This is a genomic window from Streptomyces xingningensis, from assembly GCF_054957865.1.
In genome coordinates this window covers 1-17197 of record NZ_JBDJPF010000058.1, presented here as the reverse complement: position 1 = coordinate 17197, position 17197 = coordinate 1, and the positions used below count along the sequence as shown (strand labels likewise).

Annotated in this window: 20 protein-coding genes and 1 pseudogene; 6 read left to right on the top strand and 15 right to left on the bottom strand. The window is 70.4% G+C overall.

The features are described from left to right. Nucleotides 1-6 precede the first annotated feature (6 nt). Entirely contained in the window at nt 7-606 is a 600-nt protein-coding gene (gene amaP / locus ABCR83_RS25435) for an alkaline shock response membrane anchor protein AmaP (RefSeq protein WP_462697511.1), read from the top strand. A gap of 76 nt (nt 607-682) precedes the next feature. Here amaP and ABCR83_RS25430 read toward each other — a convergent pair whose 3' ends face one another. From ABCR83_RS25430 to ABCR83_RS25405, 6 genes are all read right to left on the bottom strand, one after another. Then, nucleotides 683-1438, bottom strand: coding sequence for an SDR family oxidoreductase (locus ABCR83_RS25430; RefSeq protein ID WP_462697510.1), 756 nt, complete (start codon nt 1436-1438; stop codon nt 683-685). Nucleotides 1439-1442: 4 nt separating this feature from the next. After that, complete coding sequence (locus ABCR83_RS25425) at nt 1443-2261, bottom strand: SURF1 family cytochrome oxidase biogenesis protein (protein WP_462697509.1); 819 nt, start codon at nt 2259-2261, stop codon at nt 1443-1445. Nucleotides 2262-2338: 77 nt separating this feature from the next. Further along, nucleotides 2339-3334 (bottom strand): DEDDh family exonuclease, encoded by a 996-nt coding sequence (locus ABCR83_RS25420; protein WP_462697508.1) that lies wholly within the window; start codon nt 3332-3334, stop codon nt 2339-2341. A gap of 176 nt (nt 3335-3510) precedes the next feature. Then, entirely contained in the window at nt 3511-3882 is a 372-nt protein-coding gene (locus ABCR83_RS25415) for a PIN domain-containing protein (protein WP_462697507.1), read from the bottom strand. Continuing rightward, nucleotides 3879-4142 (bottom strand): hypothetical protein, encoded by a 264-nt coding sequence (locus tag ABCR83_RS25410; protein WP_462697506.1) that lies wholly within the window; start codon nt 4140-4142, stop codon nt 3879-3881. Before ABCR83_RS25410 ends, ABCR83_RS25415 begins: the two co-directional genes overlap by 4 nt. A 65-nt stretch (nt 4143-4207) precedes the next feature. Then, a complete protein-coding gene (locus ABCR83_RS25405; RefSeq protein WP_462697505.1) occupies nt 4208-4801 on the bottom strand; it encodes a TetR/AcrR family transcriptional regulator in 594 nt (197 codons plus the stop codon). 91 nt (nt 4802-4892) lie between these two features. Here ABCR83_RS25405 and ABCR83_RS25400 point away from each other — a divergent pair, with 91 nt between their 5' ends. Genes ABCR83_RS25400 through ABCR83_RS25390 form a run of 3 tightly spaced genes read left to right on the top strand, consistent with a single transcriptional unit; the run spans nt 4893 to nt 8187 of the window. Continuing rightward, nucleotides 4893-5687, top strand: coding sequence for an acetoacetate decarboxylase family protein (locus ABCR83_RS25400; RefSeq protein WP_462697504.1), 795 nt, complete (start codon nt 4893-4895; stop codon nt 5685-5687). Further along, nucleotides 5684-6970 (top strand): amidohydrolase family protein, encoded by a 1287-nt coding sequence (locus tag ABCR83_RS25395; protein ID WP_462697503.1) that lies wholly within the window; start codon nt 5684-5686, stop codon nt 6968-6970. Before ABCR83_RS25400 ends, ABCR83_RS25395 begins: the two co-directional genes overlap by 4 nt. Beyond that, nucleotides 6967-8187: an amidohydrolase family protein gene (locus ABCR83_RS25390; protein ID WP_462697502.1), complete on the top strand. Its 1221-nt coding sequence runs from the start codon at nt 6967-6969 to the stop codon at nt 8185-8187. Before ABCR83_RS25395 ends, ABCR83_RS25390 begins: the two co-directional genes overlap by 4 nt. Nucleotides 8188-8349: 162 nt before the next feature. On the opposite strand, the gene ABCR83_RS25385 is transcribed toward ABCR83_RS25390, so the two are convergent. The 3 genes and pseudogenes from ABCR83_RS25385 to ABCR83_RS25375 form a co-directional block, all read right to left on the bottom strand. After that, nucleotides 8350-8790 (bottom strand): NUDIX domain-containing protein, encoded by a 441-nt coding sequence (locus ABCR83_RS25385; protein ID WP_462697501.1) that lies wholly within the window; start codon nt 8788-8790, stop codon nt 8350-8352. Next, nucleotides 8787-9353, bottom strand: coding sequence for a DegT/DnrJ/EryC1/StrS family aminotransferase (locus tag ABCR83_RS25380; RefSeq protein ID WP_462697500.1), 567 nt, complete (start codon nt 9351-9353; stop codon nt 8787-8789). The genes ABCR83_RS25385 and ABCR83_RS25380 overlap by 4 nt, the downstream gene beginning before the upstream one ends. 97 nt (nt 9354-9450) lie before the next feature. Continuing rightward, nucleotides 9451-10140, bottom strand: a pseudogene (locus ABCR83_RS25375) (nucleotide sugar dehydrogenase); the annotation flags it as partial. A gap of 66 nt (nt 10141-10206) precedes the next feature. Here ABCR83_RS25375 and ABCR83_RS25370 point away from each other — a divergent pair. After that, complete coding sequence (locus ABCR83_RS25370; RefSeq protein ID WP_450666911.1) at nt 10207-10980, top strand: glycosyltransferase family 2 protein; 774 nt, start codon at nt 10207-10209, stop codon at nt 10978-10980. A gap of 136 nt (nt 10981-11116) precedes the next feature. Here the strand turns inward: ABCR83_RS25370 and ABCR83_RS25365 are convergent, their stop codons facing one another. Together ABCR83_RS25365 and ABCR83_RS25360 are read right to left on the bottom strand one after the other, a co-directional pair. Further along, complete coding sequence (locus ABCR83_RS25365) at nt 11117-11629, bottom strand: TauD/TfdA family dioxygenase (RefSeq protein ID WP_462697499.1); 513 nt, start codon at nt 11627-11629, stop codon at nt 11117-11119. A 17-nt stretch (nt 11630-11646) separates the two neighbouring features. Then, nucleotides 11647-12948 (bottom strand): RNA-guided endonuclease InsQ/TnpB family protein, encoded by a 1302-nt coding sequence (locus tag ABCR83_RS25360; protein WP_462697498.1) that lies wholly within the window; start codon nt 12946-12948, stop codon nt 11647-11649. Between the two features lie 28 nt (nt 12949-12976). On the opposite strand from ABCR83_RS25360, the gene ABCR83_RS25355 reads away from it, so the two are divergent. Further along, nucleotides 12977-13186 (top strand): Arc family DNA-binding protein, encoded by a 210-nt coding sequence (locus tag ABCR83_RS25355; RefSeq protein WP_462697497.1) that lies wholly within the window; start codon nt 12977-12979, stop codon nt 13184-13186. Here ABCR83_RS25355 and ABCR83_RS25350 read toward each other — a convergent pair. The 4 genes from ABCR83_RS25350 to ABCR83_RS25335 all read right to left on the bottom strand — a co-directional run bounded on the left by ABCR83_RS25350 (nt 13140) and on the right by ABCR83_RS25335 (nt 17039). Beyond that, nucleotides 13140-13601, bottom strand: a complete 462-nt coding sequence (locus tag ABCR83_RS25350) for a hypothetical protein (RefSeq protein WP_462697496.1) — start codon at nt 13599-13601, stop codon at nt 13140-13142. The genes ABCR83_RS25355 and ABCR83_RS25350 overlap by 47 nt on opposite strands. Nucleotides 13602-13878: 277 nt before the next feature. Further along, a complete protein-coding gene (locus ABCR83_RS25345) occupies nt 13879-14304 on the bottom strand; it encodes an ATP-binding protein (protein WP_462697495.1) in 426 nt (141 codons plus the stop codon). 223 nt (nt 14305-14527) lie between these two features. Beyond that, the gene (locus ABCR83_RS25340; RefSeq protein ID WP_462697494.1) at nt 14528-15769 is read right to left on the bottom strand and encodes a helix-turn-helix domain-containing protein; all 1242 of its coding nucleotides are present in this window, start codon (nt 15767-15769) and stop codon (nt 14528-14530) included. A gap of 85 nt (nt 15770-15854) precedes the next feature. Then, entirely contained in the window at nt 15855-17039 is a 1185-nt protein-coding gene (locus ABCR83_RS25335) for a helix-turn-helix domain-containing protein (protein ID WP_462697493.1), read from the bottom strand. Nucleotides 17040-17197 lie beyond the last annotated feature (158 nt).

Here is a 17197-nt window from a genome sequence, read left to right as displayed (position 1 = left end):
CGCACGGTGCTGAAGACCGTCAACCGGGCGCTGCTCGGGCTGACCGGTGCGGTGCTGGTGGCTCTTGGCGCCGCCGTGCTGGTCGGGGCGCTGGACCTGCAGCGGCGCTGGCACTTCTCGCTGCCCTCCGGGTGGCCCTTCGCCGGGCCCGACGATGTGCTGCTCAGCGCCGCCGACCGGCGCAAGTGGCGGGACCGGGGCTGGTGGTGGCCGGTGGTGATCGCGGTGTTCGCCGTGCTGATGCTGCTCGCTCTGTGGTGGCTGCCGGCCCAGCTGGGGCGGCGCAGGCCGCGTGATGTGACCGTGGGTGGTGACGACGGAGCAGGGGTGGTGCTGGTGCGCGGCCCGGCGCTCGAGGAGGCGCTGACCGCCGAGGCCGCCTCGCTGCCCGGGGTCGACCATGCGCAGGTGGTGCTGACCGGGCGGGGTACGGCCCCCGAGGCCAGGGTGACGCTGACCCTGGCCCCGCATGCGGCTCCCGCGTCCGCGCTGCGCTCACTGAGTGCGGAGGTGCTCGAGCACGCACGGAGTTCGGTGGGGCTCGAGCGGCTGCCGGCGGTGGTGCGGCTGCGGGTGGTGCGGCATCGCGCGGAGCGGGTCGGCTGAGCACTCCGCGCCCTTCGGAGGGTGCGGTACCGCACCGGACTCCGGCAAGCCCGCTCGGGCGTGCTCTGACCGTCCGTCAAAAGCCGTGCCGCGCACCGCCGTCGACGGGCAGCATCACACCCGTCAGATAGGAGGCCGCGGGCGACAGCAGAAACGCGGCGCACTTGCCGAACTCCGCCGGAGTGCCATAGCGCCCCAGTGGGATCTGTGCCGAGTGGTGCGCCCGCATCGCCTCCGCGTCCCCGGAGAGGGAGTCGAGTTCACGCACCCGGTCCGTGTCGATGCGGCTCGGCAGCAGGCCCACGACGCGGATGCCGCGCGGCCCCAGCTCCAGCGAGAGCGACTTCGCGAACCCGGCGAGACCGGGGCGCAGGCCGTTGGAGATCGTCAGCCCGGGGATGGGCTCATGGACGGAGGCCGACAGCACAAAGCCGATCACTCCGCCCTCGGAGAGCTCCGCGGCGGCCGTCCGGGCCAGCCGGACCGCGCCGAGATAGACGGTTTCAAAGGCCGTGCGCCACTGCTCGTCGTCGTTGTCGGCCGCCGATCCTGCCGGTGGGCCGCCCACGCTGATGAGAATGCCGTCGAAGCGCCCGAAGGCATCCCGGGCGGTGGCGATCAGCCGCCCGGCCGTGGCGGGGTCCGCATTGTCCGCGGCCATGCCCAGGGCCTGGGGGCCGAGTTCGGCCGCCGCGGCGGAGGTGGCCTTCTCGTCCCGCCCGGAGATCACCACGCGGGCTCCGTCGGTGACGAGTTCACGGGCGGTGGCATTGCCCAGCCCGCGGCTCGCGCCGGTCAGTACGTACACCCGGTCCTTGAGTCCAAGATCCATGTGGTCAGTCTGCCGTGGACTGGCCGGAAACGGCAGGGGCGGGAGCGTCCTCCTGCGCCGCCTCGGCAGGTGCGGCGGCCGCCGCCGGCTGATCGCGGCGCTCGCGGCGGACCAGGATGAGCCAGCCGATCGGTACGAAGGCGGAGAAAAGCCACCATTGCACCGCATATGCCATGTGGTTGCCGATGCTGCTGTGGTCCGGGGGCGAAACCGCCTTGGGCTGGTTGTCGGAGGTGGGGGAGGCGAGCTCGATATAGCCGCCGAGCAGCGTACGGTGCAGCTTCTCGGCCTGCTGCTTGCTGTTGATGAGCATCACCAGGCGCGGTGGCAGGCCCTTGATGTCCCGGATGCCGCTGCTGCCGGTCGTCTCGTCGGCTCGCAGCCGCCCGGTCAGGCTGACTCTGCCGGACGGCGCGGCCGGGACCTCCGGGAACTTCATCTGGCCGCTGTCGGCCGGGATCCAGCCCCGGTTGACGAGCACCGCCTGGCCGTTGTCCAGCACCAGCGGGGTGACGACGAAGAAGCCCGAGGTGCCCGAGTCGTCGGTCCGGTAGCGGACCGCGACCTCGCCCTTGGTGTCATAGGTGCCGGTGGCGGTGATCTTGCGCCAGACGTCCTGGTGCGGCACATCGTGGCCGGGCGTGCTCAGTTCGGTGACGGGCACGGGAGCAGCGGAGAGCTGGCGGCCGATCTGGTGGTTGCGCGCGACCCGGGATTCGTGGCGATGCAATTGCCAGAAGCCCAATTTGATCATCACCGGAATCAGGACGAGCCCCACCAGGGTGAGGATCACCCACTGCCGGGTCAGCAGGAAGCGATACACGCGACTGACGGTACCTGGTGGGTCTCGCCCCCCGGCCGGTGGGTGTCCGGCGCCCGCGCCGACCGGTGGGACACGCCTCAGGCGCCGCCCCCCGCCGCCGGGGTCACATGGGAGAGCAGCTGTATGAAGGCGGCCTCGTCGACCACCGGTGTCCCGAAGGTACGGGCCTTGGCGGCCTTGGAGGTGAGAGAACCGGGGTCATTGGTGACCAGCAGGCTGGTGAGGCGGGAGACGCTGGTCGCGATGTGCAGCCCGGCCTCCATGGCCCGGTCCTCCAGCAGTTCCCGGTCTATGGAGGTGTCACCGGAGAATGCGACCCGCATGCCCTGAATGAGTTGATTACCCGGTTTATAGCGGCCGGGGTTGGGATAGGGGCAGGCGGGCCGCCTGCGGCTGGGCCGCCAGCTGGCGGACCGGTAGGAAGGCTGATAGCCGATGCTCGCCGAACGGGTGGCCGAGGGGCCGTCCGACCACTCGGTCAGCGGCTGGCAGGCCAGCAGCGGCAGCCGAAGCCCCGCCCGGGCCGCCCGCTCCAGGCTGGGCCGGAACGCCTCGGCGAGCACCCGGGCATCGTCCAGCGCATGGTGCGCACGCTGCTGCACCACGCCGTAGTGCGCGGCCAGGGACTCCAGCTTGTGGTTGGGCAGCGGCAGCCCCAGCTCCTTGGAGAGCGCGATGGTGCACAGCCGCTGGCGCACCGGGACCTCGGCCCGCGCGCGGGCGTACTCACGGGCGATCATCGACCAGTCGAAGGCCGCGTTGTGCGCGACGAGCACCCGCCCGGCCAGCCGGTCGGCGAACTCCTCGGCGATGTCCTTGAACAGCGGTGCGCCGGCGAGGACTTCGGAGGTGAGGCCGTGGATCCACACCGGCCCGGGGTCACGCTCGGGGTTGACCAGCGTGTACCACTGGTCCTCCACCCGGCCCCGGGTGTCCAGCCGGTACACCGCGGCAGACACTATCCGGTCGTCCCGGGCGAGCCCGGTGGTCTCCACGTCGACGACCGCGTATCCCTCGGGATACGCGGCCGGCCACTCAGTGGGCGGTGCGGCTGCGATGCGGTCTTCGAGCATGGTCACAAAGCTTACGGGCCGCCACTGACAGCGCGTGATCGGACCGTCTCCCCGATCCCGGATCAGGCCGACTGCGCCAGGAGTTCACGGCCGCGACCCGCCGGACCGAGCCGCAGGGCGTCATGGAACCCCGAACCACTCGGAAGGTGGACATCGGTCCACCATGCACCCCTGTCTCAGGGTTTGCCGATGTCGACCACCCACACTCCGGTTCCGTCGTACGCCTCGGGTGCGGCGGTGAGTACGTGTCCGTCAACGGTGCCGGAGACGGCCGCGCAGACGGCGTGCGCGTGGCGCCAGTCGACGCCCGAGGAGACGGCCTGTTCGACGGCCGCGGAAGCGGCGAAGTCCAGCGGAAGGAACTCGAGGCCCGGCAGCGCCCCGAGATGAGCCGTCGCTCGGGGCAGTTCAAGGCTCGCGGAGATCAAGCACAGTGCGGGAACGTACGCCCGCTGGACGGGATCATCCATCTCGACGACCGCGAGGCCGGACAGCAGGCGATGTCCTCGGCACAGGGCCAGGACCGCCGTGTGGTCGAGAATGATCACCTACGATCCCCGGTGCGACCGGCTGCGATGTCGGCCCGCCACTGCTGAGCCTGCCGCACCTCGTCGTCGGTGAGGTCCGGGCACAGGTTCGCGCGGACATAGGCCAGAGCCCGTGCGGTGCGCTCCGCACGCTCGGCCTCGGTGGGAATCTCGGCGATCAGCCGTTCCATCAGGCTGCGCGTGCTGGTGCCCCGTTCCTCGGCCAGTATCCGCAGCCGGTCCCTGATCTCGCTGGTGATCTTGATCGTGGTGTCGGTCACCAGGCGAGAATACATCTGAATACATTGGATGGCATACGCTCCGGCGCCGGATCGTCCGCCGTGGATCAGCCGCCCAGCAGCCCGTCCACCAGTGCCCGCACCGACACCTCGAACAGCCGCCCGGGATCCGGCGGTCGGGCCAGGGCGCGCTGCAGGGCAGGGTCGCGCTCGCCCGTGCCCTCCCCGGAACCGACGGGCAGCGGATCGGGCCCCCGGGCCGCCGCGCGCTCCACCAGCACATACCCCACCACCTGGAACTGCACGGCCTGGACGACCTGCGCGGCCCGCGCTCCGCGCAGCCCGGCCGCGTGGACCTCGCGGATCAGGGCCTGCCGCGCGGGCAGGAACAGCCGCTCGGTGAGGCCGCGTTCATGGACCATCGCGATCAGATGAGGGCGGGCACGCAACTCCCGGCGGAGCGCCCGGGCGATGGAGATGATGCGGGCGCGAGGGGTGCGCCCGGTGGGGTGGATGGTGGCGAATTCCTGGAGAGTGCGCTCGGCGAGGGCGTCCAGCAGCGCCTCGCGGTTGCCCACATGCCAGTAGATCGCGGTGACGGCGGCGCCCAGCTCCTCGGCCAGCCGACGCATCGTCAGCGCGCGCGGCCCGTGTTCGCGCACCAGCCGGGCGGCGGCGTCCAGCACCTCCTCCCGGGTCATCGCCACCCACCCCCAACTCCGGTCCGTGCAGCCCTCTTTACCCTACCCGTCAGTCCCTGTAACCCTGTTACAGGGACAAAGGAGGTACGGCATGACACGCGTACGGTACGGCCCTCACGACCCGGGCGAGATCCGGGCGGAGCGGGAAGCGGCGGTGCCCGACATCTGGTCCACGGGCGTGGTGGCGCTGTGGGAGAGCGACCCGGACGCGGTGGCGGCCGTACTGCCGCCGCCGCTCGAGCCCGCCGCCCGCCCCCTGGTAAGGGCCGCCATCAGCACGGTCGGCCTGCACGGACAGCCGCTGGGCGCCGGTTCGGTGGCGGTGGCCGCCCGGCACGACGGCCACGACGGCTGGTATCCGCTGGTGATGCCGATGACCCAGGAGCGGGCACTGACCGGCGGGCGCGAGGTGTTCGGGGAGCCGAAGAAGCTGGGCGAGGTCGTCGTCCGGCGCGACGGCCTGGTCGTACGAGCGCACCTCGCCCGGCACGGCATCGCCTTCGTCGAGGTGCGCGGCGCGGTCGGCGGGACGCTCCCGCTGCCGCCGGAGAGCGAACGGCTCGACTTCTACTTCAAGTTCCTGCCCGGCGTGGACGGGGACGGTTTTGACGCCGACCCGCTGCTCGTCTACTGCACCCGCACCGAGAAGGTGCGCAGCCTGGAGTCGGTCACCGGCGATGTGGTGCTGCGCGAGTCGATGTACGACCCGGTCGCCGACCTGCCGGTGCGGCACCTGGTGCGGATCACCCTGGGGGAGCGGACGACCGCGCAGCGGGGGCGCGTCGTCGCCAAGGTGAGCGCCCGGGCTCTCCTCCCCTACATCCACCAGCGCTATGACGATGTGCGCCAGATCCTCGACCGGCCGCCGGAAGGAGACCCACGATGACCGCCCACGACGATCCCTATCTGGTCATCTCCTCCGACTGCCACGCGGGGCTGCCCACCGAGGAGTACCGCCCGTATCTGGAGCGCCGCTTCCACCGGGCCTTCGACGACTTCCTGGGCCAACGAGCCGCCAGGCGCGCCGAGATGACCCGGCTGGGCGTGCGCAACGAGGCCTTCGCCGCCAAGTGGTTCGAGGATCACGAAGAGGGGCTGCGCGGCGGCTGGGACCCGGCACAGCGGATCAAGGAGCTGGACGGGGACGGAGTGGCCGCCGAGGTCGTCTTCCCGGACGCCGACGCCGTGGACAGCCGGACCGCCGCGCCCTTCGGGGTCGGCCTCGGCCTCTCCGGCGACCACGACCCCGAACTGGGCATGGCGGGCGCCCGGGCGCACAACCGCTGGCTGGCCCAGTTCTGTGCGCAGCACCCCGAGCGGCATTGCGGCGTCGCACTGTTACCGGTCACCGCCGAGCCGGCCGAGGTCATCGCCGAGATCCAGCACGCCAAGGAGTCCGGTCTCGGCGCGTTGCTGATCCCGGCCATGTGGTGCGCCAACGCGCCCTACCACGACCGGAGTTACGACCCGGTGTGGGCGGCCGCCGCCGAGGCGGGCCTGCCGCTGCTCACCCACTCCGGCGCCACGCCCCGCCACGAGTACGGCGATCACCTCGGCATCTATGTCACCGAGGTCACCTGGTGGCCCGCCCGGCCGCTGTGGTTCCTGCTCTGGTCCGGAGTCTTCGAACGCCACCCGGCGCTGCGCTTCGGCATCGCCGAGTCCGGCTGCTGGTGGCTGCCCAATCTGCTGTGGTTCATGGACCGCCTCTACCTCGGTGCGCACGGCGGCAAGAAGCTCTCGCCCTTCGCCGGGCTGGACCGCCCGCCACATGAGTACCTGGACCGCAATGTCTTCATCTGCGCCACCAACACCAAGCGGCGCGAGCTGGCCCAGCGCTATGAGATCGGCGTCGGCAACATCCTCTGGGGCTCCGACTTCCCCCATCCGGAGGGCACTTGGCCCGCCACCCGGGAGTGGCTGCGCAACACCTTCCACGACATACCGGTCGCCGAAACCCGCCGGATGCTGGGCCTGTCCGCTGCCGAGGCCTTCGGCTTCGACACGGCCGCACTGGCGCCGCTGGCCCGCCGCATCGGCCCCACCCCGGCCGAACTCGGCCAGAGCGCCGACCAGTCGGCGGTGGAGGCGTCCTGGGGCCGGTCACGCGAAACCGGCAGGCACTGGCTCACCGGCCATGACTTCCCGCGCATCGGGACGGAGCCGTGAGCAGCCCCCGATATACCGTCATCTCCGCGGACTGCCATGCCGGGGCCGATCTCCTGGACTACCGGCCCTACTTGGAGCACCGGCACCACGACGCCTTCGACGCCTGGGCGGCCACCTACGTCAACCCGTACGAGGACCTGCTGGCCGACACCGCCGACCGCAACTGGAACTCCGACCGCCGCCTCACCGAACTCGAGGCCGACGGCATCGTCGCCGAGGTGGTCTACCCCAACACCATCCCGCCCTTCTTCCCCAGCGCCGCCCTCCTCGCCCCCGCGCCCACCCACGAGGAGCACACCCTGCGCTGGGCGGGCCTGCGCGCCCACAACCGCTGGCTCGCCGACTTCTGTTCGCTCGCGCCGGACCGCCGGGCCGGGGTCGCCCAGATCCTGCTCAACGACGTGGACGAGGCCGTACGCGAGGTACGGCGCGCCAAGGCCGCCGGGCTCACCGGCGGCATCCTGCTGCCCGGCACCCCGCCCGGCAGCGGCCTCCCCGAGCTGCACTCCGCCGTCTACGATCCGCTCTGGGCGGTCTGTGCCGAACTCGGCGTCCCCGTCAACCACCATGGCGGCTCCGCCTCCCCGCCGCTGGGCGGCGAACCGGCCGCCCGGGCGGTCTTCATGGTGGAGACCACCTGGTTCTCCCACCGCGCCCTGTGGCACCTGGCCTTCGGCGGCGCCTTCCAACGCCACCCCGGCCTGCGCCTGGTCCTCACCGAGCAGGGTGCCGGATGGATCCCCGCAGTGCTGGATACCCTCGACTACTACCACGGGCGGCTGGGTATTCCCCGTGGGCAACTCGACTCGGCCGAGGCCAAGTTCGGCACGGGCCTGGCGGTGCGCGCACCGAGCGCCTACTGGCGCGACAACTGCTTCGTCGGGGCCAGCTTCATGCGCCCGCACGAGGTGCCGCTACGCCATCGCATCGGCCTCGACAAGATCATGTGGGGCAGCGACTACCCACATGACGAGGGCACATATCCGCACACCAGGGAGGGGTTGCGCGCCGCGTACGCGGGCCTGCCGCGCGAGGAGGTGGCGGCGATGACGGGCGGCAACGCGGCGCGGGTGTACGGCTTCGACTTGACGTCGCTGGACCGGATCGCGGCCCGGGTGGGGCCGACGGCGGAGGAGATCGCCGAGCCGCTGCGGGAAGCCCCGGCGGGTGCGACGAGTCCGGTGTTCGCGAAGGGGGCCCGGGGGCGGGCTTGGTGAGGGTATGGCGGGGTGCCTGTGTCCGGGCGGCCCGGAGGAGCGCAGCAGCGTCCGCTCCGGGCCGCCCGGCCACGGGCCTCAGCCCCTCTTCGGCGAAGAGCTCGTCGGCGCGGACCTGGGTGATGAGGTCGCTGTCGTTGTGCATGGTCGGTGGCCGGCTGGTCAGCGGGCGATCAGTCCCTGGACAGCGTCGCTGACGCCAGGCAGTTCGCTGCGGTCGGCCCAGGTGTGGTCGTCGTGTTCGGTGAGGGTGATCGGCGCGGTCTTCTCGACGGTGACCTCGAAGGTGAGCTGGCGGGTGAGGGCACCGCTCTTTGAGGTGTAGTCGAACTGCCCTGCGTATGCGGCTACCTGGTCGATCGTCAGGCCCGTCTCCTCGCAGGTCTCTCGCAGCAGGGCCTTCTCGAACTCCTCGCCCGGCTCGGCCTTCCCGGACGGCAGCTCCCACAGGCCCGGCATGAAGTCGTCTTCCGGTCGACGGAGGAGGAGAACGCGGTCCCCGTCCGTGATAGCCGCGGCGACGACGAACCGGGTGACGCCGGCCTCCTTGGCGTCGAAGAGCAAGCTCGGAGCGAACGAAGGATCGGCGAAGGGGGACGTCACTGCAACAGCTCCGTGTGGTGGTCGCTCACCTTGAAGGCCGCGCGGACGTACTGCTCGGCCAGCGGACAATCCTGTTCACGGTGCCAGACCGGGAGCTTGATCGTGTGCGCGTAGGCATGCTCGGCGACGGGAAAGTCCCCGGCCTTGTAGTGGCGGTGGGAGCGCGGGTGGCTGGGGAACAGCATCGCCGGGCGCTGGTAGAGCGGCAGTTGGTTCATCGGACAGGTGGAGCCGGGCCGGTCGAACTCGGTCGCGCCCTCGGCGATCAGGGCCTGGTGGAAACGTTCAGCGCTCAAGCCGTCGAGCTCGCCGGGGTGGTAGGTGAGCGTCAACCCATACCAGGACGGGACCACCCCATCGGGCATCGGCGTGACCTCAAAGCCGGGGATGCGGGCGAACTCGGCGGTGAGGTAGTCGGCAATCTCGGCCCTGCCGACGAGGTAGCCGTCGAGCCGGCCGAGCTGGTCGTGCGCAAGGGCTGCGGCCAGCGGGTGGATGCGGAGCTTGAGACCGGAGCCAGTGACCGCGTACTTGGCCTTATGCGATCTGTCAACCTGTCTCAACGCCGAGGTGTCTCACAGCTTATCTACGTCCTGGCATCGTGAATCATCACAGGACGCGACCTCACCAGTCCCGAGGCCGGTATCGAAACACCGGGATGCCAAGCTCCCGCTGGGCCTTCCACGAGAGGAACATCGGGTCGACGGGCAGGCAGTGCCCGCCGACCCCCGGCCCCGGGGTGAACTTCGTGAATCCGAACGGCTTGGTCGCGGCGGCGTCGATCGCCTCCCAGATGTTCACGCCGAGGGCATCGGCCAGCATCGCCATCTCGTTGATCATGGAGATGTTGACGAACCGGAAGGTGTTCTCCAGCAGCTTGGCCAGCTCGGCGACCTTCGGCCCTGACACCGGCACCGTGGTCTGGAAGATGCCGTCGTAGAAGTCCTTGATCACGTCGAGCGATTTGGCGTCGATTCCGGACACCAGCTTCGGCGTCCCGTCGAACGACCACCGCTTGTTTCCGATCCGCTCGGGGCTGAAGCCGGCCAGGAAGTCTGCCCCGCCCTTGAGGCCCGAGGTCTCTTCCAAGATCGGCAGCAGCAGCTCCTCGGTGGTGCCGGGATAGCTCGTGGACTCCAGGACCACCGTCGCGCCGTGGCGCAGGTGCTCACTCAGTGTCCGGGCGCAGGACTCGATGTAGGTCAGGTCGGGCACGCAGGACTGGCCGGCGGCGAGCTGCTGGACGCGGTGCGGGTCCACGTCGTAGCCGACGACACGGTGCCCCACCTCTGCGGCGCGTACGGCCAGGGGAAGCCCTACGTAGCCCTGACCAGCGACAACTATCTGCATGGCAGCTCCTACTCGATTGCGGTGTTTGAATGGACCGTCGTTCCTGGTCTGGCAAGGAGAAGTGCTGTGCCCCTGGTGTCTGTCGTGATGCCCGTCTACAACTCGGCAGCCACCCTCGGCGCGGCCGTCCGATCGGTGCTCACGCAGACGCACGCTGACGTAGAGCTGCTGGTCACCGACGACCAGTCCTCCGACAGCTCCATGGACCTGCTGATGGAGTTCGCCGCCCAGGACGAGCGCGTACTGCCCAAGACAGCGCCCGAGCGGGGCGGTGCGGGCCGGGCCCGCAACCTCGCGATCGAGCGGGCCCGCGGGGACTACGTCGCGTTCCTCGACTCCGACGACCTGTGGCTGCCGGAGAAAACCGAGAAGCAGCTCGCCTTCGCCGCCGAGGGCGATGCGCCGCTGACGTTCACCAGCTATTACAAGATGGACGCCGACTACGACGGCGAGAGCATCGACTGGGTCCCCAACGGGCGGGTGATCCGCGCGCGCGGGCACGTGGACTACCGCGCGATGCTGCGCCGGGACTACATCGGCGCCCTCACTGCCATGTACGACCGCAACGCCCTGGGCACCCGGCTGATGCCGGAAATGCGCAAGCGCCAGGACTACGCGCTGTGGCTGAGCATCATGCGAGACGGCGCCGACGCTCGCGGACTGGCCGAACCGCTCGCCGTGTACCGAGCGGGCCAGACGGGATCGCTGTCCTCCAACAAGATGTCCTTGGTCAAGTACAACTGGTCGCTGTACCGCGAGCACGAGGATCTGTCGGTCCCGCAGGCGACGCGGGCGCTGGCCGGCGCTGTCTGGCAGTCCCTGCGCAACTCGCGCATCTAACGCGCGCGGGCCCGGGGAACCCGGTACGCAGCCGTTTCTGGGTGTGCCCGACCAGGCCCCGCCCCGTAGCCGAGCTGCGTGCTCGGGGGCTGGACCCAGGAGCGGGACTCGGAGGGTCACCGGTGGCGTCGGCCGGCTACGCGGCCGAGCCGGCGCCGGCCCCCGCGCGCAGGAACAACTGGAGGAGCAACCGGCGGTCGGCGGCCGGGATGGTCTCCTGACCGCTGTGGAGCGCTTCCCGGCCGTGCAGGAAACGGCGCTGGGCCACGATGAGGTAGTCCCCGGGCTGGAGCATGAAGGAGACCTGCCCCCGGACAAGTTCCTCGGCGAGTTCCCTGGCGGATTCGGCGTGCGCCTGGCTGAGTTCGGACCTCGCCAGCATCTTGGCGGTGAACCGGACGAACCCCTCGACAGGGTCGGAGCCGTCCAGGATCGGGAACGGCTTGTACTCCTCGCCCACGCCGAACAGGTCGAAGAAGGTCCCGTAGTGGTAGGCCGACTCGGCCAGCAGGGCGCGGCAGCCCTCCGACAGCCGCGCCACCGCCGCGTGGGCGTCGGAGAGGATGCTGAGGCCGCCGCCGAGCGGGTCGGGGCGAACGCACAGGAGCGTGGTGTAGTCCGGCGGCAGGCTCGCGTTCACCAGGTCCATTTGACATCCTCCCCCTCTTAAAAGAGGGGGATTCCAACCCGGGTGGGTTGAGGTTCACGGGTGTTCGAACGGCCGGTAGCCGTTGTCACCCCTCCGGCACCGGCTGATCGCCGGGGGCGGGGAATCCCGCCCTGTCCTGCCGCGACATTCATTGAGGCGTTCTCATCCGCATTGCAGGTGAACCCACAGGACACACAGACGAACTCGGCTTGGCTCTTGCGCGAGTTCTTCTCGATCCATCCGCAGGCACTGCACCGCAAGGACGTGAAGGGTGCGGGTACGTCTTCGACCCGGCGGGGGGCCTTGTGTCCGGTGCGCCGACGGAGCAGTCCCCAGCCCTGGGCGAGGATCGCCCGGTTCAGCCCGGCCTTCTGGCGTACGTTCTTTCCGGGCTGCTCGACCGTTCCCCTGGCGGAGGCGGTCATATTCCTGATGTTCAGCTTCTCGAACCGGATCAGGTCGTAGGCGCGGGCGAGCATGGTGCTGGTCTTCTCGCACCAGTCCTTGCGCCGGTTCGCCTCCTTCGCCCTGAGCCGGGCAACCTTCGCGTGCCCGGCCGTCTTGCGGTCGCTGCCCCTGGGTGCGCGGGCGGCGCGGCGCTGGTGCTTGCGGATCTGCGCCCGTTCCTTCGCTGTGAGCTGCGGGCAGTTCAGCTTCCGTCCGTCCGACAAGGCGGCTGTGATCTTCACGCCCCGGTCGATGCCGATGACCTCTCCCGTGCCGGGCGCATCGACCGGCTCGGGGATGACGGCGAACGCGATGTGCCACTGCCCGTTCTTGAAGGTGACCCGGAATGTCTTCGCCTCCGGCAGCACGGCGCCCTTGCCCTTGACGCTGAGCCGGAACCTGACCCAGCCACAGCCGGGCACCTTCACCTGGGCCCACCGCCGGTTGAGCTTCTGCACCACAACCGAGCGGCCCATGACGTGCTTGCCGGTCTTCGGGTTCAGCTTCGGCGAGCCGTCCGCATCGAACTCCGGAACGCGGCCGGTTCCGATGACCCGGAAGCCTTCATGCATGAACTTCTTCCGCCAGGTCGGCTCACCGAAGCCGGAGGTGAACTTGGCGTCCTTGGCCTTGGCGAAGTCCTTGAGGGCCTGCTGCTGTACATCGGCGTTCCCGGCCGCCAGCCATTCGTTGTCATGCCGGGCCTCGGTGAGCTGGCGGCACTGCTCGGCGAACCCGGGCGCGGCCTTTCGGCCCTTATACCAGTGCGAATGCTGCTCGACGGCGAGGTTCCACACGTACCGGGCGTGCGCGCAGTGGCCGAGCATGGTGCTCGCCTGCGCGCTCGTCGGGTACATCCGGAAACGTGACATGCCGTCACAGTAGCGGCACAATGACGGCATGCTCAAGTTCACGCTTCGCCTCCCCGAGGAACTGCACCAGCGGCTGACCGGCCAAGCGGCCACCGACCGGCGGTCCCTCAACTCAGAGATGCTGCACCTGCTTGAGGCCGGCCTCGACGCCGTCGCCTCCGAAATGCCGAATCGCCCTGACGGCGATTCGGCTATTCCTGCCCCGCTACGCGGGAGCGGGCATTCACCCCGGCCCTGAAGGGCCAAGCACCCTGCCCGGAAGCAAGGTGGAAGGCGTTGTACCCGATGCCGCTGGACTTGCCGGGGTCCTTGTCGACCTTGACCCCGATGTCCTTCCACAGGGGCCACCGCGGGAAGGGCGAGAAGGGGACCGCCACCTCGGCCGCGAAGCCAGTCACCAGCCGCCGGAACCGGTCGCCGGTCCCCAGCGCCTTGGCGAGGTTCCCCAGACGCAGCACGGCGTATCCGCCGCCCTCCCTGGTCAGCGCGTGGCGCAGTGTCGCGGCGGTCTCCTCGAACCGCGGGTTGGCCGTCAACTCGGTCCGGTACCGCTCCATGGTGGACTTCGCCAGGAACGAACCGTCCAGTTCCCACGTAGGGAGAGGAAGGTCGATCAGAGCGGCTTCGAGTTCGCTCGGGATGTCGATGAACACGCGGAACCTCCTGTCTCTTGGGGTTTTCGGGGTGCTGTTCGGGTACCGCTGTCGTCCTCGCGTCGCGGGCGGTCCGGCAGCGGGTGAGTCTCGTGGAGCCGTGGGGCCTCGGGGCCGTGAGTGTCGCCAGGTACACCGGCGCTGGTCGGCGCCGGCGTGAGCTCGATGAAACCGCTCGGGGAGCGGTGACCGACAGCGGGTTTGTTTCGTGTGCAAACGAGGTGCAGGTCGTCAACGGCTCTGTAGCCGCCGCCTGATGCTGGTGCCGTGCTGTGGATCAGGCCGCATCGGGGGCCAGGGGAAAACGGATGGTGATCCGCTTGCCGCCCGTGGCGGTCTCCGGGAGGACCTCGGCTCTGCCGTGGACTTCCCTCACCAAGGCGTCGACAAGGAACAGGCCGCGGCCACCGAGGTCGTGCGCGGCGGGCAGCGGCTTCGGCTTGAGCGGGTGGGCATCCGCGACGGCCAGCACCAGCGCGGGCTGCTCCTCGACAGCGAGGGTGACCGCGGCGGTGGGCGAGAGCACGGCCGCGTGCCGCACCACGTTCGTCACCAGCTCACTGATGATCAGGCAGGCGGTGCCCACGACCTCCTCGGACATCCCCCAGTCGGCAAGGACCTTGGCGGTCTCACGGCGGGCCAGCGGGACGTACTCAGCCTCGGAGATCACCTGGAAGTCGTGGCGCATTACAGTGCTGGACATCGCGGGGCTCACCCTCTCTCCGAGCGGCAGCAGCCCGGACCGTGACCGAAGGTAAGCGCTCCAGCACGCAAGGGTGTTCACGACGGTGAACCCACGACACTGAGCCCGTATCAGAGTCGGTCGGTGGGGAACGCCCGCTCGGGTGCGGGGTGTTGCGTACAGACCAACGTGCTCAACCGCGTACGGACCTATGTGCTCAGCCGGGGCAGGGAGATGTTGCCGGTCAGAGCGGCAGGCCGATGCGGTGGGCCAGACCGCGCAGGTCCCGCGCGGCGTGGGCGGGCAACTGCCGGTCGGTGAGGAACTCGACGGTGTTCCTCACCGGTGCGTTGGCGTGGATGCGCTGCGGTGCGATCTCCTCGGCCTTCAGCAGCGCCGCGACCCCCTGGGCCTCCTGGCCCCGCAGATGAGCCAGCGACCGGCCCAGGTCGGCGTGGAAGGCGGCCTGTCGTCCGGGAGCCTCCGCCAGCGTCTCGGGATGGACCCCGTTCCCGGCGGTGACGGCCGCTCCGTGCTGACCGAGGTCGGTGTTCAGGCTCACCTTGTGGATGCCGACGTTGGTGGGGCCGAAGTTCAGGTGCCAGGCCCGCGTCTCGCCGGTGCGGCCGGCCAGCTTGGCGGCCTCCGCCAGATGGCCGCAGACATCCTCGGCGCGGGTGTTGCCGGGTCGCTGCCGGTCCTGGGTCAGCGAGGTGGCGGAGATCAGGTGGAGTTCGCCGAGCAGCGCATGGGCATCAGGGCTCGTCAGGTGCGCTTCGAGGGTATTGGCGGCGGCGGTGGCCTGTGCCAGGGCCTGGGTGGGACTGCCGGCCGCCATCAGCACATGGGTGTGGAAGAAGCCTGACAGAGCGGAGTAGACCGGGTCGTCCAGCTCCCCGATCGCCTCGGCGGCACGGGTCACCGCGATGAACGCCAAGTCGGTGTAGCCGAGGTTCTTCAACAGCAGGGTGCAGGCCGGATGGTAGGCGTCCGCCAGCAGTTTCAGCAGCTCGCGGCGGGCGGCGCCGTCGGCGGCCTCGGTGGCGGCGTGCAGGTCGGCCAGCAGCGTCGGAAGACCGGCGGCGAGGGTGCCGTATTCGGCCCCGTGATAGAGCTGGTTGGCCTTCGCCACCCGTTCGGTCAGCACCACCGCCGGAACCTGAGGCGGGCGACGGTCCGGTGGGGTGGCCATGGTCAGGCCCATCAGCGTCAGCCGCAGAGCGGGGATCGCCTCGTGAGCCGCGCTGGTGTGCGGGTCCACTGGGGCGAAGGGCTGGCCCGTCAGCTCGGACGGGGCGATCTGCAACACCTCGGCGAAGGAGGTGATGAGGCTGGAGCGGTCCAGCAGCCGCTGGCCGTTCTCCACCATCGACAGGTAGCCGACCGACACCCCGGCCATGCCCGCGAGGTTGCGCAGACTCATCCCGCGCTGGCGGCGCGCCGACCGCAGACGCTCGCCGATCCTCCGAGCCTGCTCTTCGTTCATCGCCCCCGCCTCAACTCCCATGCCTCAGCCGTAGCGTAGGGCGAGCCTGTTGCCCCCAGGGGTCTTTCCCGCCAGACGGGCGGCATCACCGCAGCCCGGCCCGCTCGGCCAGATCACGCACCGCCGAGGCGTGAACGGTGGTGCGGTCGTTGAGCGCCGCGACCAGGTCCCGGGCGAAGGGGTCCAGCCGGAGCCGCAGGGGTGCCGCCGCGTCGGCCTCGACGAGCCGGGCGGCGGCCTGGTCGGCGCAGTCCTGGCGGGCCTCGGCCGCCGCGGCGACCACCAGCAGACTGGAGCGGGGGGCGCCGTCGAGTGCGGCATGATCCGCCGCGCGGGCATGGTCGGCGGCTTCGGCCGCGTCGCCCACCTCTGCGGCGACGGCGGCACGGGCTGCGATTACCAGGACCGACTCCCGTGCGCCGTCGGCCCGTTCGGCGGCCGTGGTAAGGAGGCGTTCGGCCTCCGGGCGGCGTCCGGCCATGGCCTGGGCGACGGCGGCCAGCGCCGGCAGCTCCCAGTCGGCCCCGGCGTCCTCGGCGCGTTCGGCGCGGGCCAGCGCGTACTCCGGCAGGCCGAGGTCGATCAGCAGCCGCACCTCCTCGACCAGTACCGGCAGCGGTTCGCGGGTGCCGGGACGGGCCCGGTGCAGCAGCATCCACGCCAGGTCCTTGTAGCCCAGGCGTCGCAGCAGCCCGGCGGCCAGCACATGCGCGTCCACGCGCAGCCGCACCGCCTCGTCCCGCGCGGGCCCCGCAGCGGTGGCCAGCGCGAGGTCGGCCGCCTCGATCAACTCCGGCAGCGCGAGCGCGAGATGATGCTCGTCGCCCGCGGTATCGGCCCGTGTGGCGGCCCGGGTCCGTTCCGCCAGTTCCTCCAGCAGCACGCCGGGGGCCGTGGGTGGTTGCCGGCGGACCAGGCTGCGCCGCAGGTGGAAGGCGACCGCCCGCACCGCCGCGTGCTCCTGACCGTGTGGCGGGTAGGGCTGTCCGGTCAGGTCCGCGACATCCAGCCGCAAGGCGTTGGCCAGTACCGCCAGTGGGCCACGGCGGTCCACCCACCCCCGGCCGGTCTCCAGTCCGGCGAGGTAATCGAGCCCCAGGCCGGTGCGGGAGGCAAGGTCATCCCGAGTCAGTTCCCGGTGGCGGCGCCAGGTGGCCAGGCGGGCCCCAATCGGGCCGCCGGCGGCAGTCTCGTCCAGCTCGCGCATCACCAGATTGCTCGCATACCCACTCGCCCGGACCGTGCTCTGCCAGGACAAAGGTCCATGCATCCCGTTCAGTGGAGGGTCGGGTCCCCCGTGGCAGGACGCATATGCCTGGCGCGCGACACATTAGTCACACCGCTGAAGGACGCACGAACTGGCAGGTGACGCGCCTAGATGACTGATGCCAAGGGCTTGCTGGCGCGCATGAGATGAAGCGAGGGAGC